This is a genomic window from Neobacillus niacini, from assembly GCF_031457145.1.
Classification (GTDB): Bacteria; Bacillota; Bacilli; order Bacillales; family Cytobacillaceae; genus Neobacillus; species Neobacillus niacini_J.
The window spans coordinates 372,521-388,558 of sequence record NZ_JAVDVZ010000002.1 but is presented as its reverse complement, the minus strand read 5'-3'; the positions used below and the strand labels follow the sequence as shown (position 1 = coordinate 388,558).

At 38.8% G+C, this 16,038-nt stretch carries 15 protein-coding genes; 14 read left to right on the top strand and 1 reads right to left on the bottom strand.

What is annotated here, in order from left to right:
* The first annotated feature begins 355 nt into the window (after positions 1–355).
* The 12 genes from coaBC (at position 356) to spoVM (ending at position 13,135) form a co-directional block, all read left to right on the top strand.
* The gene (gene coaBC / locus J2Y03_RS06655) at positions 356–1,567 is read left to right on the top strand and encodes a bifunctional phosphopantothenoylcysteine decarboxylase/phosphopantothenate--cysteine ligase CoaBC (protein ID WP_310192140.1); all 1,212 of its coding nucleotides are present in this window, start codon (positions 356–358) and stop codon (positions 1,565–1,567) included.
* Positions 1,564–3,975: a primosomal protein N' gene (gene priA / locus J2Y03_RS06650; protein ID WP_310192138.1), complete on the top strand. Its 2,412-nt coding sequence runs from the start codon at positions 1,564–1,566 to the stop codon at positions 3,973–3,975. The genes coaBC and priA overlap by 4 nt, the downstream gene beginning before the upstream one ends.
* Before the next feature lie 118 nt (positions 3,976–4,093).
* The gene (gene def, locus J2Y03_RS06645) at positions 4,094–4,579 is read left to right on the top strand and encodes a peptide deformylase (RefSeq protein WP_310192136.1); all 486 of its coding nucleotides are present in this window, start codon (positions 4,094–4,096) and stop codon (positions 4,577–4,579) included.
* Complete coding sequence (gene fmt, locus J2Y03_RS06640; protein WP_132086009.1) at positions 4,576–5,532, top strand: methionyl-tRNA formyltransferase; 957 nt, start codon at positions 4,576–4,578, stop codon at positions 5,530–5,532. Before def ends, fmt begins: the two co-directional genes overlap by 4 nt.
* Positions 5,522–6,871, top strand: coding sequence for a 16S rRNA (cytosine(967)-C(5))-methyltransferase RsmB (gene rsmB, locus J2Y03_RS06635; RefSeq protein ID WP_310192132.1), 1,350 nt, complete (start codon positions 5,522–5,524; stop codon positions 6,869–6,871). The genes fmt and rsmB overlap by 11 nt, the downstream gene beginning before the upstream one ends.
* A gap of 3 nt (positions 6,872–6,874) precedes the next feature.
* A complete protein-coding gene (gene rlmN, locus J2Y03_RS06630) occupies positions 6,875–7,966 on the top strand; it encodes a dual-specificity RNA methyltransferase RlmN (protein ID WP_310192130.1) in 1,092 nt (363 codons plus the stop codon).
* 5 nt (positions 7,967–7,971) lie between these two features.
* Entirely contained in the window at positions 7,972–8,724 is a 753-nt protein-coding gene (locus tag J2Y03_RS06625; RefSeq protein WP_310192127.1) for a Stp1/IreP family PP2C-type Ser/Thr phosphatase, read from the top strand.
* On the top strand, positions 8,724–10,679 hold the full coding sequence (gene pknB / locus J2Y03_RS06620) for a Stk1 family PASTA domain-containing Ser/Thr kinase (RefSeq protein WP_310192124.1): 1,956 nt from the start codon (positions 8,724–8,726) through the stop codon (positions 10,677–10,679). Before J2Y03_RS06625 ends, pknB begins: the two co-directional genes overlap by 1 nt.
* Positions 10,680–10,719: 40 nt before the next feature.
* Entirely contained in the window at positions 10,720–11,601 is an 882-nt protein-coding gene (gene rsgA, locus J2Y03_RS06615; protein ID WP_310192121.1) for a ribosome small subunit-dependent GTPase A, read from the top strand.
* A 2-nt stretch (positions 11,602–11,603) separates the two neighbouring features.
* Positions 11,604–12,248: a ribulose-phosphate 3-epimerase gene (gene rpe / locus J2Y03_RS06610; RefSeq protein ID WP_310192118.1), complete on the top strand. Its 645-nt coding sequence runs from the start codon at positions 11,604–11,606 to the stop codon at positions 12,246–12,248.
* Between the two features lie 58 nt (positions 12,249–12,306).
* Positions 12,307–12,957, top strand: coding sequence for a thiamine diphosphokinase (locus J2Y03_RS06605; protein WP_132086023.1), 651 nt, complete (start codon positions 12,307–12,309; stop codon positions 12,955–12,957).
* A gap of 94 nt (positions 12,958–13,051) precedes the next feature.
* On the top strand, positions 13,052–13,135 hold the full coding sequence (gene spoVM, locus J2Y03_RS06600) for a stage V sporulation protein SpoVM (RefSeq protein WP_035445740.1): 84 nt from the start codon (positions 13,052–13,054) through the stop codon (positions 13,133–13,135).
* 180 nt (positions 13,136–13,315) lie between these two features.
* Here spoVM and rpmB read toward each other — a convergent pair whose 3' ends face one another.
* Positions 13,316–13,504, bottom strand: coding sequence for a 50S ribosomal protein L28 (rpmB, locus tag J2Y03_RS06595; protein ID WP_066393509.1), 189 nt, complete (start codon positions 13,502–13,504; stop codon positions 13,316–13,318).
* 360 nt (positions 13,505–13,864) lie between these two features.
* Between rpmB and J2Y03_RS06590 the strand changes: the two genes are divergently transcribed.
* Together J2Y03_RS06590 and J2Y03_RS06585 are read left to right on the top strand one after the other, a co-directional pair.
* Positions 13,865–14,227 carry an Asp23/Gls24 family envelope stress response protein gene (locus J2Y03_RS06590; RefSeq protein WP_063251637.1) on the top strand — a complete coding sequence of 121 codons (363 nt, stop codon included), beginning with the start codon at positions 13,865–13,867 and terminating at the stop codon, positions 14,225–14,227.
* A gap of 55 nt (positions 14,228–14,282) precedes the next feature.
* Positions 14,283–15,965 carry a DAK2 domain-containing protein gene (locus J2Y03_RS06585; RefSeq protein WP_310192112.1) on the top strand — a complete coding sequence of 561 codons (1,683 nt, stop codon included), beginning with the start codon at positions 14,283–14,285 and terminating at the stop codon, positions 15,963–15,965.
* Positions 15,966–16,038 lie beyond the last annotated feature (73 nt).

The window sequence follows — 16,038 nt, the reverse complement described above, 5'->3', positions numbered from 1 at the left end:
AGGAAAGGTCTGACAGAAGTAAAATGTCAGCCTTTTTATTTTTTTAATGAAAAGGCTGTGTTAATGGATACTGTTGATTTTAGAACCTGTTGATTGGAGCGGAGGGCGCTCGACTCCTGCGGGATGCACGAGCTGAGTGAGACCCCGCAGGTCGGAACGATCGAGGAGGCTCACGGGCGAGCCCGCGGAAAGCGTAGCGCCTGTAGCGCAAATCAACAGCCAAATATAACACAGCCTATCTTTTAAAAAAAAAGACATTTTTTGTCGAAATGCAGATGTAAAAGGTGAAAAAATAATGTGTTTCTAGCATAATAAAGGAATAGATACTCGTCCGATTGAAATGGGGGATAAGAAGATGATGGATAAAAAGATTTTATTATGTGTAACAGGTGGGATAGCTGTATATAAAGCAGCTGCATTAACAAGTAAACTTGTACAAGCAGGTGCAAAGGTAAAAGTAATACTAAGTGACTCGGCAGCAAAATTTGTTTCCCCATTAACTTTTCAAGCGTTGTCCCGAAATGAAGTGCATACCGATACCTTTGATGAAAAAAATCCAAATGTGATTGCACACATCGATTTAGCTGATTGGGCTGATTTAATCCTGGTAGCACCTGCCACTGCAAATACGATAGCTAAGCTAGCAAACGGGATTGCTGATAACATGATTACAACAACCTTACTAGCAGCAACTGGGCAAGTTTGGATTGCACCGGCGATGAATGTACATATGTATGATCACCCAGCGGTGAAAAAGAACATTTCAATATTGGCATCATACGGTTATCAATTTATTGAACCGAGCGAAGGCTATCTAGCTTGTGGCTATGTCGGTAAAGGTCGTTTAGAGGAACCCGAGAAAATAGTTAACATAATCAGACAGCATTTTTATAAAAAAAGTTCACAAACGCTAAAAGGAAAAAATGTCCTAATTACAGCTGGCCCAACAAGGGAAAGAATTGACCCGGTCCGGTTTATTACCAATCATTCAACAGGAAAAATGGGCTACGCCCTGGCAGAAGCCGCAAAGAATGCGGGTGCAAAGGTGATTTTAATTTCAGGACCCGTCAATATATCTCCTCCACCCGGTGTCGAGGTAGTTAAGATTGAAAGTGCGAATGATATGTATCATGCAGTTATGGGCAAATTTGCAAGTGCTGATATTGTTATTAAAACGGCAGCAGTAGCGGATTATCGTCCGAAAGTTTCCTATGATCATAAAATGAAAAAGCAGCCTGGTGACAGTGTAATCGAACTTGAACGAACAAAAGATATTTTATTCGAGCTTGGGACATTGAAGAAGGATCAGATTCTTGTCGGGTTTGCTGCTGAAACAGAAAATGTGGAAGAATATGCAAGGAAAAAATTAGAGACCAAAAATGCCGATATGATTGTAGCTAATAATGTGAAATCAGAAGGCGCTGGATTTGGAATGGATACAAACATAGTAACGCTAATTAAACGAGATGGTACCAAAATAGAGCTGCCATTAATGTCTAAATTTGAAGTTGCTGAAAAGATAATCGAAGAAATTGCCGTAATACCCAAAGGATTTGGAAACGAATGAACATTGCTAGTGTAGTAGTGGATGTACCAGCAAAACAAACAGATAGGTCGTTTGATTATTTAATTCCAGATGAATGGCTCGAAATCATACAGCCTGGAATGCGGGTAATAGTCCCTTTTGGACCTAGAAAAATTCAGGGTTTTGTTACTGAGATAAAAGCTGAATCTGAATTCAAGAAGCTTCGGGAAATTAGTGAGCCAATGGATCTAGAGCCGGTTCTTAATGAGGAATTACTTGAGCTTGGAAATTGGCTGACTGAAAACACTTTGTGTTTTAAGATTTATGCCTATCAGGCTATGCTGCCTGCAGCCTTGAAGGCCAAATACGAGAAAAAAGTAATGTTATCTTCGGACATAAAGGTACATGAGTTACCCGCTCAGCTTCATGAGGTTTTTTATAATAAGGATACGATTACTTGGGACGAGGCATTGAAGAAGGGGCTTGTACCTATTCTCCAAAAAGAAGCATCGAAAGGCAATTTAGAGGTAATCTACTTAGTTAAAGGAAAACTCAATAAAAAGAAATTAAAGTTTGTCAGCCCGCTCCGTTCAATTGCTGATTTGGAAGCTGAACTTAATGCATTGCCACAAAGAGCTGAAAAGCAAAAAGAAGTTTTACGTTATTTTGTACTTAACCCAGAACCAGTCGAACTGAGACATTTATTAGCGGATTTAAATATCTCAGCAGCGACGGTAAAAGCGCTCGTTGAAAAGGAGTTTCTTGCTGAGCAGTTCATGGAAGTTTATCGTGATCCTTATGAAAATCGGACTTTTACACGTACTGAGCCATTGCCATTAACAGACGATCAACAAAGTGCGATTGTGCCAATTTTAGCTTCCATTGAAAATAAACTCCATGAGGTTTTTTTACTTTATGGTGTAACTGGCAGCGGAAAAACGGAAATTTACTTACAATCGATTCAGGATGTAATCGAAAAGGGCAGAGAAGCGATTGTCCTTGTTCCAGAAATTGCACTTACTCCTCAAATGGTCAATCGTTTTAAGGGTCGGTTTGGCAATCTAGTCGCTGTTTTGCACAGCGGACTTTCTGCTGGTGAAAAATACGATGAATGGCGGAAAATCCAACGAAAGGAAGTTAAAGTTGTCGTTGGTGCCAGGTCAGCCATTTTCGCTCCTTTTGAAAACCTGGGAATCATCATCATTGATGAAGAACATGAAACAAGTTATAAGCAGGAAGAAATGCCGCGCTATCATGCAAGAGAGGTGGCAATTGAACGCGCGCAAAAAAACAATTGTCCAGTTGTACTCGGGAGTGCTACACCAGCACTTGAGTCTTTTGCAAGAGCTCAAAAAGGGGTATACAAACTTTTATCTCTTCCGAACCGAATGAACAAAAGAGCATTGCCTGCGGTAGAAATTATTGACATGCGTGAGGAACTTAGAGCAGGAAATCGCTCGATGTTTTCGAGAAAGTTGTTTGAATTGCTCAAAGAGAGAATCGAAAGAAAAGAGCAGACCGTGTTATTTTTAAACAAACGCGGTCACTCTTCATTTGTTATGTGCAGAGATTGCGGCTATGTGATGAATTGCCCCAATTGTGATATTTCTTTAACCTATCACAAGGTTAAGGAACAAATGAAATGCCATTATTGTGGATATGAGAGCTTTGTCCCTAATCAATGCCCCGAGTGTTCAAGTGATTATATCCGTTATTTTGGTACGGGTACACAAAAAGTTGAGGACGAACTCGGTAAAATACTTCCTGAGGCAAAAGTAATTCGTATGGATGTAGATACAACAGGAAAAAAGGGTTCGCATGAGAGGCTATTAAAAGAATTCCATGAAGGCAAGGCAGATATTCTTTTAGGAACACAAATGATTGCAAAGGGATTAGATTTTCCGAATATCACACTTGTTGGAGTTCTTTCAGCAGATACAATGCTCCATTTACCAGATTTCCGCTCCTCAGAAAAAACGTTTCAGTTATTAACACAAGTTAGCGGAAGGGCGGGGCGCCATGAATTACCTGGCGAAGTCATTATCCAAACCTATACTCCAGAGCATTATAGTGTAGAACTGGCTGGAACACAGGATTATGATCTTTTCTATAACAGGGAAATGATGATGAGAAAAGCGCATCATTATCCACCCTTTTATTATTTGGCGTTAATTACAATCAGTCATGAACAGTTAATGAATGTGGTTTCAGCAACGGAAAAAATCGCCGCTTTTGTGAGGTCGCGACTTTCAAATCATGCAGTTGTTCTTGGACCTGCGGCATCACCTATACCAAGGATAAATAATCGATATCGCTATCATTGCCTAATTAAATATAAACGCGAACCTGAGCTCTTTAAAACGTTAAAAACGATACTTGACCAATATCAAGCAGATCCAAAAAGTGGATTACTTGTTTCCATCGATGTAAACCCATTTATTTTAATGTAAGGTGCGCAAATATCTTGATATAAAAGGTTATGATAAGGTAATTTGGGTGAAAATGAATAGTAATAAAAGATAAAAAGATAAAGAATCGGACAACTACGATACAGATGGAGGAACACCTTTGGCTATACAACAAATCGTTATGTACCCAGCAGAGGTACTTGAAAAAAAATGCAGACCAGTTGTGAAATTTGATAGAAAGCTGGCAAGATTGCTTGATGATATGTATGACACGATGATTGAATACGATGGGGTCGGACTGGCTGCCCCTCAAATTGGAATCGATGAAAGAATTGCCATTGTCGATATTGATAATGAATTAGGAACCATTGAGATGATTAATCCTATCATTTTAAGAACATCTGGCGAGCAAACCGGCCCAGAAGGGTGTTTAAGCTTCCCAGATCTTTTTGGCGAAGTGACAAGACCGAATTACGTAAAGATTGAGGCATATGATCGCAAAGGAAAAAAATATACCCTTGAAGCTGAGGAATTCCTTGCAAGAGCGATCCAACATGAAATCGACCATTTAGACGGAATATTATTCACTACAAAGGTTAGCCGATATCTCAAAGAAGATGAGTTAAAAGGAGTAGAAAGTGAATGACAAAGATTGTTTTTATGGGTACCCCAGATTTTTCTGTACCCGTGTTACGGAAAATAATTGATGACGGTTATGAGGTTATTGGTGTGGTGACTCAGCCAGACAGACCGGTTGGAAGAAAAAGGGTTTTAACACCACCACCTGTCAAAGTCGAAGCGCTGAAACATGGAATTCCAGTCTATCAGCCTGAAAAAATCCGTCAAAGTGATGAGATGGAAAAGATCCTGTCATTGAGTCCTGATTTAATCATCACAGCTGCTTTTGGACAAATATTGCCGAACGAGATATTGGAAGCTCCACCTCATGGCTGCATTAATGTCCATGCCTCGCTTTTACCGGAACTTCGCGGTGGAGCACCTATTCATTATGCCCTAATCCAAGGTAAAAAGAAAACAGGGATCACCATTATGTATATGGTTGAAAAGCTGGATGCAGGTGATATATTAACTCAGGTTGAGGTAGAGATTACCGAAGAAGATAATGTTGGAACTCTTCATAGCAAACTAAGTGAAGCAGGGGCTGCATTATTATCAAAAACACTTCCTAAGCTGTTAGAAGGTAAATTAACCCCTATCCCCCAAAATAATGAGGAAGCCTCGTTTGCTTATAATATTAAAAGGGAACAGGAAAAAATCGACTGGGCCAAAACAGGCGAAGAAATCTATAATCATATTCGCGGCTTAAATCCATGGCCAGTTGCATTTACAACCCTTGAAGGTCAAACTTTAAAAGTATGGCGGTCTGAGAAGGTTACTGGAGTAAAAGGTGATGTCCCTGGGACAATCTTAAAAAACGAATCTGAAGGTATCACCGTATCAACAGGCAATGAAACGGCTATTAAGATAAAAGAGCTGCAACCATCTGGTAAAACAAAAATGACAAGTGAAGAGTTTTACAGAGGTGCAGGATCGAAAATCTTGCTAGGCACAAGACTAGGAGAATCTCATGACCAATAAAAGAAAAAACGTGCGCGAAGCCGCTATGGATTTACTTGAAGCGATTGAAAAGAACCAATCATATAGTAACCTGCTTCTAAATAGTACAATTGAGAAAAACAAGCTTTCCACAGTTGATACAGGATTACTGACAGAATTAACCTACGGAACCTTACAAAGAAGGATGGCATTAGACTACTTTCTTAAACCCTTTATTAAAAATAGCAAAAAAACGGAAAGCTGGGTACACCAGTTATTACGGATTACCCTTTATCAAATGGTTTACCTTGATAAGATCCCGGATAGAGCAGCTATTTATGAAGCAGTGGAAATTGCAAAAAAACGCGGCCACAAGGGAATTGCAGGAATGGTAAATGGTGTTTTGCGAAATATACAGCGTCAGGGTCTTCCGTCTTTGGATGAGGTGAGTAATCCAATTGAAAGACTTTCAATCGAAACGAGCCACCCGGAATGGCTTGTCAAGAGGTGGGTAAATCAATTTGGGTTTGATAAGACAAAAGAAATGTGCGAGATCAACTTAACCGCACCACTGCAAACGGCAAGAGTAAACCTTACAAAAACGACAGTACGTGAATGTATTGAGGATCTTGATGAGGAGGGCTTTCAAATTGAAAAAAGCCCGATTATTCCTGAGGCCATTCGATCACTTAAAGGAAATATAGCTTTTTCAAAAGCATTTAACAAAGGTTTATTCACCATTCAGGATGAAAGTTCAATGCTGGTTTCTTATGCATTAGCTGCAAATAAGAATGAAAAAATTCTTGATGCATGTGCTGCACCTGGTGGAAAAAGTACCCATATTGCTGAAAAAATGGAGTTGACTGGGGTGGTATACTCCCTTGACTTACATGAACACAAAGTGAAATTAATTAATGCCAACGCGAGCCGTTTAGGTTTGGGTAATATAAAGACAATGGTAATGGATTCAAGAAAAGCAGGAGAACATTTAGAAAAAGAATCCTTTGATAGAGTGTTGCTTGATGCACCTTGTTCTGGACTTGGGGTTATGAGAAGAAAACCTGATATGAAATATACAAAAAAAGAGGAAGACATTTATCAATTAAGTACAATTCAGCAGAATTTATTGGATTCCGTATCCCCTTTGGTGAAAAAAGGTGGAATTCTTGTCTACAGTACGTGTACAGTAGATAAAGAGGAAAATGAGAATACTGTCAGCAAATTTTTACAAGAACATTCCGAATTTGATTTGGATGATACGATGAAAGAAAGAATGCCTGAGGCGATACAACCGCTGGTAACAGATGGATATTTACAAATTTTCCCTCAGGATTTTGGCTCAGACGGTTTCTTTATCGCATGCTTAAGGAAGAAGGTGTAACAGTTGGAACAACTAAATACAACTGAGACGAACACAACATTGGATAGTAAGAAAACATCAATTTATTCACTGCAGCTTCATGAATTTAAAGAGTGGCTGTCAGCAAATGGTGAAAAACCATTTCGTGCCGACCAGATCTTTGATTGGCTATATAAAAAAAGAATTACATCATTTGAAGAAATGAATAATCTTTCAAAAGGTTTACGGGATAAGCTGTCTGAGAATTTTCAGCTTACGACATTAAAGACTGTAATTAAACAAACATCTTCGGATGGTACAATTAAGTTTTTATTTGAGCTTCACGATGGCTACTCCATTGAAACGGTTCTTATGCGCCATGACTATGGAAATTCGGTATGTGTAACAACTCAAGTTGGCTGCCGTATTGGCTGTACCTTTTGTGCTTCAACGCTTGGCGGATTGAAACGTCATTTAGAGGCAGGAGAAATAGTCTCTCAAGTTGTTACTGTTCAACAAGCGCTTGACGAAACGGATGAGCGGGTCAGCTCAGTTGTTATCATGGGGATTGGTGAACCTTTTGATAATTATGACAATATGATGTCTTTCCTCAAAATAATCAATCATGATAAAGGGCTTAACATTGGAGCTCGTCATATTACGGTTTCAACAAGTGGTATTGTTCCAAAGATTTATCAATTTGCGGATGAAGATATGCAGATTAATTTTGCGATATCACTACATGCGCCAAACACGGAAATCAGATCAAGGTTAATGCCTATCAACAGGGCATATAAACTGGATGACTTAATGAAATCTGTCAGGTATTATATCGATAAGACGGGGCGCAGAATTAGCTTCGAATACGGACTTTTTGGCGGTGTAAACGATTCTGTTGAACATGCGGAAGAGTTAGCAGACCTGTTGAACGGTTTAAAATGCCATGTTAATCTAATTCCTGTTAATTATGTTCCCGAGAGGGACTATGTACGTACCCCGAAGGACAAAATTTTTGCATTTGAAAAAACACTCAAAAATCGTGGAATTAATGTTACGATTCGCAGGGAGCAAGGTCACGACATTGACGCAGCATGTGGACAACTTCGTGCAAAGGAGCGGAAAGAAGAGACGAGGTGAAAGGTTTGAAAGCAGTATTCATGACTGACCAAGGCAAGGTCAGGCAGCATAACGAAGACGCTGGAGGAATATTTGTAAATAAGGACGGTCACCGCTTAGCTATTGTCGCAGATGGCATGGGCGGTCACCGTGCGGGTGATGTAGCTAGCGAGATGACCATTGCTCAGTTGAAAAACTTCTGGGAGGAATCAAGTGGAATATCGACTGCAGGTGAAGCCGAGGATTGGTTAAGAAACCAGATAACACAGGTAAATAGCATGCTTTTTAATCATGCAATGAACCATTTAGAATGCGAGGGTATGGGTACAACCATTGTTGCAGCAATAAGTACCAATCGTTTTGTGACAATAGCCAACATTGGTGACAGCCGTTGTTATTTACTAAATGAGACAGGTTTTAATCAAGTAACGGAAGACCACTCATTAGTAAACGAGCTTGTTCGAACTGGACAAATATCCCGGGAAGATGCAGAGCATCATCCACGAAAAAATGTCCTTTTGCGAGCACTCGGTACAGAAAAAACGGTAGATATGGATATTAAAACGATTATTTTTGAAGAAGGGGACATTCTATTATTATGTTCCGATGGTCTTTCAAATAAAGTGAATGAAAAAGAATTAAGTGCTATTCTAACGAACAAAGATCCTTTGGAGCAAAAGACAAGCACCCTGATCTCACTTGCAAATGAGAATGGCGGCGAGGATAACATTACACTTGCGATTGTGGAGTTTTCGGAATTCAGCGAGGGTGATGAATAATGTTGATAGGAAAACGGTTAAGCGGTCGGTATAAAGTATTAGATATGATTGGCGGAGGCGGTATGGCAAATGTGTACTTAGCCCACGACATGATTCTGGACCGTGATGTTGCTGTCAAAATGCTTCGCCTTGATTTTGCTAATGATGAAGAATTTATTCGCAGGTTTCGAAGAGAAGCCCAATCTGCAACAAGTTTAGCTCACCCTAATATCGTAAATATCTATGATGTGGGAGAAGAAAATGATCTTTATTATATTGTAATGGAATATGTTGAAGGTCAAACATTAAAACAATACATACAACAGAATTCACCATTACAGGTTGAAAAGACGATTGAAATAATGAAGCAACTGACATCTGCCATTACTCACGCCCACCAAAACCATATCGTTCACAGGGATATCAAGCCACAAAATATTCTTGTAGACCGTTTTAGTAACGTGAAAATTACAGATTTTGGAATAGCGATGGCATTAAGTGCAACAAGTATTACCCAAACAAATTCTGTTCTTGGCTCCGTTCATTATTTGTCACCAGAACAAGCACGCGGCGGCATGGCAAACAAGAAATCGGATATTTATTCCTTAGGAATTGTCATGTTTGAATTATTAACAGGAAGACTTCCATTCTCAGGTGAATCTGCTGTTTCAATTGCCCTGAAGCATTTGCAATCAGAAACTCCCTCTGTAAGAAGGTGGAACCCAACCATTCCACAGAGTGTTGAAAATATTGTTTTAAAGGCAACAGCTAAGGATTCCTTTCATCGTTATAACAGTGTTGAAGAAATGGAATTGGATTTACGGACAGCACTTGATTCAGAGAGAATAAACGAAGCAAAATTTGTTATTCCTGTTGATGATGAAGCAACCAAAGCCATCCCGGTGATTACGGATGATCGTCCTCTCAAGAATCTTGATGAAACATTGGTACATAGTCAAACCAAAGGAAATGATCATGCCTCAAAAAAAGGAAATAAACAGAAAAAACGTAAAAAGTGGCCTATTATCTTAATTACAACTTTTATAGTGTTATCATTGTTAGGATTATTTACTGTTACTGTATTACCAGACTTGCTCTCCCCGAAAGATGTAACAATTCCAGATGTGAGCGGTTTGGAATTAAATGAGGCAATTGCAAAAATAGAATCTATGGGTCTGCAGGTCGACGAAGAAATTGAGAGTACACATAATGAAATAGAAGAAGGTAAGGTAATAAAAACCAATCCTGAAGAGGGAAGCACAGTTAAGGAAAATAGTGCGATAGCTATCTATTTCAGTATCGGTAAAGAAAAAATTGAATTGCCGAATTATACAGGCCGTAGCTATGATGATGTGATACGGATATTGGATAACCAGAACTTTAAGGATATAGATATAACTGAGGTATTCGATGACAGCGAATCCGGTACCATTCTAACTCAAAAACCGGAGAGCGGCGAAGAAGTAGTCCCCGAAGATACGGTTTTAGAATTTGAGGTTAGTAAGGGACCAGAGAAAATTATCCTTAGAGACTTAAAGCAATCTAATGCAAAAGGTGCTCAGGATTATGTTGATTCTGTGGGGCTTACTCTTGATGCTTCAGAGGAAAGGTATGATGATACCATTCCTGCAGGCAATATCATTTCGCAGACACCTGCTCCTGGAACACAGATGAAGAAGGGTGATAAGGTATCTGTTGTTATTTCAAAAGGTAAGGAAGAGAAACCACATAAATCGGTTTCTAAAGAAATAACCATTATTTATACAGGTACCCTGCCAAATCAAGAACAAACCGTTTATATTTACATTCAAGATGTTAATCGTAGTATATTCACACCAGCAGATACCATTCGAATTACGGCAACAACCAAATACAGGATAGATCTCTTAGTTCCATTTGAAGGTGAAGCTGGATTTAAGGTAGTGAGCGATGGTAAAGTACTTTTCGACGAAGCTGTTCCTTATCCAGAATCTTAATCCGTGAATATTATGTTAAGAAAAGGCAGGGAGTGTGGCTATGCCTGAAGGGAAAATTGTAAAAGCATTAAGTGGTTTTTATTATGTTCTACATGATGGGGAAATGACTCAATGCCGGGGTAGAGGTGTATTTCGTAAAAACAAGATTACACCACTTGTCGGTGATGAAGTGGTTTTTCAGGCTGAAAATGACCGTGAAGGTTATATAATGGAAGTAAAGGAAAGGAAGAATGAACTTGTTCGGCCGCCAATTGCTAATGTCGATCAAGCAATTCTTGTTTTTTCTGCTGTAGAACCGGATTTTAGTACCGTGCTTTTGGATCGGTTTCTTGTTCTTGTCGAATATAATCATATTAAACCACTCATATGTATTACAAAAATGGATTTAACGAACGATAATGAAAAACAGGCCATTACAGAATACGCTAATCATTACAGAAATATTGGGTATGATGTATTGCTTACTTCATCTGAGACAGAGGCAGGTATTGAAAGCTTAAACCCGCATGTCGAGGATAAAATATCAGTTTTTGCAGGGCAATCAGGTGTCGGAAAGTCTTCTCTTTTAAATGTTTTACGACCAGATCTTGACATAAAAACGAACGACATTTCATCGCATTTAGGCAGAGGCAAGCATACAACGCGACATGTTGAATTAATTAGTGTTGGTAATGGTCTTATCGCTGATACACCGGGATTTAGTTCATTGGAATTCACCAATATCGAAGCAGAAGAACTGGCTTTTTGTTTCCCTGAAATCGCAAGGGAAAGCGAAAATTGTAAATTTCGAGCCTGTTTACATATTAGTGAGCCTAAATGTGCAGTAAAAGCCGCAGTTGAAGCACAGTCAATTACTCAATATCGCTATAAACATTATGTTGATTTTTTACTAGAAATAAAAGACAGAAAGCCGAGGTATTAATGATGGTGAAAATTGCACCTTCCATCCTATCTGCGGATTTTGCCAGATTAGGTGAAGAAATAATTGCTGTTGAAAGGGCTGGAGCAGACTATATCCATGTCGATGTAATGGATGGTCATTTTGTTCCAAATATTACGATAGGGCCTTTAATTGTGGAAGCGATTCGCCCGGTAACTAAGCTTCCTCTAGATGTTCATTTAATGATTGAAAACCCAGATCAATATATTGAGAACTTTGCTAAGGCTGGAGCGGATTACATTACGGTCCATGTTGAGGCATGCCGACATCTTCATCGAACCATTCACCATATTAAGTCGTTTGGAATTAAAGCAGGGGTGGTATTAAACCCAGCTACCCCTGTAGATACCATTCAGCATATACTTGCAGATATTGATATGGTTTTGTTAATGTCAGTAAATCCAGGTTTTGGCGGACAATCGTTTATACCTGAAGTCCTACCTAAAATTAAGAAAGTAAAGGAAATGGCAGAGGCAATCGGAAAAGAAATTGAGATTGAAATAGATGGCGGGGTAAATCCAGAAACAGCAAAATTATGTATGGAAGCAGGGGCAACTGTTCTAGTTGCAGGATCTGCTATTTATAATCAAGAGGATTATGCAGCAGCGATATCGTTAATAAGAGGTTAAAGAGTACAAAGCCGGCTAAAATGCTGGCTTTTTCTTTAGTAATAAGGAGAGACATTGAATGCATATTAATATCTTAGCAGGAGGTCCAGAAGAACTTCTTCCTAATTTGAATGAATACACCGGCGAGCATGAAATTTGGGTTGGTGTTGACCGTGGAGTGTATACCCTTATAAAAAAGAATATAATACCAAGGATTGCTTTTGGAGACTTCGATTCTGTCTCTAAGGACGAAATTATCGTTATTGAAGAACATGTAAAGGAACTGAAAAGGTTTAAACCTGAAAAAAATGAAACAGATATGGAGCTTGCTTTGAATTGGGCAATCGAACAAAATCCTGGCCTAATCAGAGTTTTTGGTGCAACTGGTGGAAGATTAGACCATCTCTTAGCTAATGTTCAATTATTGGTCAAACCTTTAATGGCAGCAAATGATGTAAACATTTTTCTGATTGATAAGCAAAATATTTTATCATTAAAAGGTCCAGGAAGTTATAAAATTGAAGAGAGGGTAGATAAAAAGTATATTTCATTTGTTCCTCTAACCCTGAGTGTGGAAGGTATCACTCTAGATGGTTTTAAATATCCGTTAAAAAACCGTCATATTTCCATCGGCTCTACATTATGTATTAGTAATGAACTTATTAGTGATTATGGTACTTTTTCATTTTCAGAAGGCATATTATTAGTGATAAGAAGCAATGATTACTAGCTTAAATAAAGAGGTACTGATTTCGTCCGTATGAATAATATAGTAAGGGCGTACGAGAGAAGTTAGATGTGTGAGATGGTGAGGAGGGACATAAATGAAGTTTTATACAATTAAACTGCCAAAGTTTTTAGGTGGACTTGTCCGAGCGATGATTGGTGCATTTAAAAAGAATGAATAGAAAAATTGTCTAAGCACCTATTATATGGGTGCTTTTTTATTTTTGCGAATATGGGAAAGATAAGGACGCTAGGGCGCTGGAGCTGGATTCAGATAAATATTCCAAGTTATCCACACTAGTATGATTCTATAAATCCTATACAATAAGAAAGGGCACCCTGCAAAAGGATGCCCAAACATATTATACGCGTTCTACTTTACCAGATTTTAACGCTCTTGCAGAAACCCAAACACGCTTAGGCTTTCCATCAACAAGAATACGTACTTTTTGTAGGTTAGCACCCCATGTACGCTTATTAGCGTTCATAGCGTGAGAACGTGCGTTTCCAGTTGTAGTTTTCTTTCCAGTTACAACACATTTACGTGGCATAATGATTCCCTCCTTAATACCCAAAGCTTTATACAGCATTTACGTTATTGTCTAAAGATACCTTAATAATTTATCACACAACAAGTTTGAATGCAATAGTGATTCCTAAACCTTTCAAGAAAAATACCTTGACATGCAAAATTATTGTCTCTAGTAACAAGTAAGAAAAAGTATCGCTTTCAAATTTTTCTTGACTATAGTAAAATGTCTTTAGTCAAGGTAGTGTCCTAAATATTGTTATTAAAATCTTAAAGCCGATTTAAACGCGGAAATAGTTATTTTGCGCTTAGGAATTTAGTCTCAAGCTCTTTTCTCAAAGAGCCTAGTCAAGGAGCAATTTCCAAAAGGGGGAACGATTCAATGTCCATCGAATTAAAAACCAAGTTCGGACAAATTGATATTTCAAATGAAGTAATCGCCACCATCGCTGGAGGTGCCGCTATCGATTGTTATGGAATTGTCGGTATGGCTTCCAAGAGTCAAATAAAAGACGGACTAACGGAAATTTTAAGAAGAGAAAATTTTACTCGTGGAGTTATTGTTCGCCAAGAGAATGAAGAAGTACATATTGATATGTATATAATAGTCAGCTATGGAACGAAAATTTCCGAGGTTGCCCATAACGTGCAATCAAAGGTGAAATACACACTTGATAAGACCGTTGGACTTGCCGTTGACTCGGTAAATATTTACGTTCAGGGAGTTCGTGTGACGAACCCGTAGGTTTGTGAACGAACTACAAGTTCGTGTAACGAACCATAGTAGAGGAGGAAAGTTTGTGTCAATAACAGCTTTAGATGGAAAACGTTTTGCAGAAATGGTGATTCAAGGAGCGAATCATTTAGGAGCCAACGCAAAAATGGTTGATGCGTTAAACGTTTTTCCTGTGCCCGATGGTGATACTGGAACGAATATGAATTTATCAATGACCTCAGGGGCAAAGGAAGTAAAAAATAATGTTCAGGAACATATTGGTAAAGTAGGAATCGCTCTTTCTAAGGGGTTGCTAATGGGAGCAAGAGGAAACTCCGGAGTCATCCTTTCCCAATTATTTCGTGGATTTTCAAAAGCAATCGAAACAAAGGCAACAATTTCTGGTAAGGATTTTGCTGCCGCTCTAGAGTCAGGTGTTGAAACAGCTTATAAAGCCGTAATGAAACCGGTGGAGGGTACGATTTTAACAGTTGCTAAAGACTCAGCAAAAAGAGGTGTCCAGGCATCCCAAAAATCAAACGATATTATCGAGATTATGGAAGAAGTCTTAATAGAAGCAAAAGCATCGCTTAAGCGTACACCGGATCTGCTGCCAGTTTTGAAAGAAGTTGGAGTTGTAGATAGCGGTGGACAAGGACTGGTTTTAGTTTATGAAGGATTTCTTGCAGAATTAAAAGGCGAGCCGCTTCCGGATTCACCTGAGAGCCTACCTTCAATGGATGACATGGTAAGTGCTGAACACCATAAAAGTGTCCAAAGTCATATGAATACAGAAGATATTGTGTTCGGTTATTGTACAGAATTTATGGTGAAGTTTGAAGATGCCAAGCTTGCAAAACACCCTTTTGATGAACAGGCTTACCGTAATGATCTTAGTAAGCTGGGTGATTCCCTGCTTGTTATTGCGGATGAAGAGGTTGTAAAGGTGCATATTCACTCGGAACAGCCTGGTAATTGCCTTAGCTACGGACAGAGGTACGGAAGCTTAATCAATATTAAGATTGAAAACATGAGGCAGCAGCATTCTAATATAGTTGGAGAAATGCACACGCCTTTGGTTTCTGATCGTCCACAAGTACCTAAGGAACAGCAAGAGTACGGAATAGTTACTGTTTCAATGGGATCAGGTATTGCAGAGTTATTCAAAAGTATCGGCGCCCATGCAGTAATTGAAGGCGGTCAAACAATGAATCCAAGTACAGAGGATATTGTAAAAGCCGTTAAAGAAGTACATGCAAAGAAAGTATTTATTCTTCCAAATAATAAAAATATTATTATGGCAGCACAACAAGCTGCAGATGTATCAGATGAAGAAATTTATGTGATCCCGTCTAAGACAGTCCCTCAAGGCCTTTCTGCACTTTTAGCATTTAATCCAGCTGGAGATGTTAAAACAAATAAAGCTGCCATGACGGATGCTATGCAGCATGTAAAAACGGGTCAAATTACCTTTGCAGTCCGCGATACCCAAATCGATGGGTTAGAAATCGAAAAAGATGATTTCATGGGAATTGCTGAAGGCAAAATTGTCGTAAAAAACAAAGATAAAGGGAAAGTTGCCGAAGACTTGATCTCTACAATGGTGGATGAGGATTCGGAAATTTTAACCATTATCTATGGTGAAGATGTTACTGATGATGAGGTAAATGCACTTTCAGCGTTTGTTGAAGAGAATTTCGAAGACGTTGAGGTTGAACTTCATAATGGAAAACAACCATTATATTCATTTATCTTTGCAATTGAATAAGTGATAAAATAGAAGGGGAAACCCTTCTATTTTCTTTTTTCTGTGTTATAAATAAAGATAGAAATCCATGAGA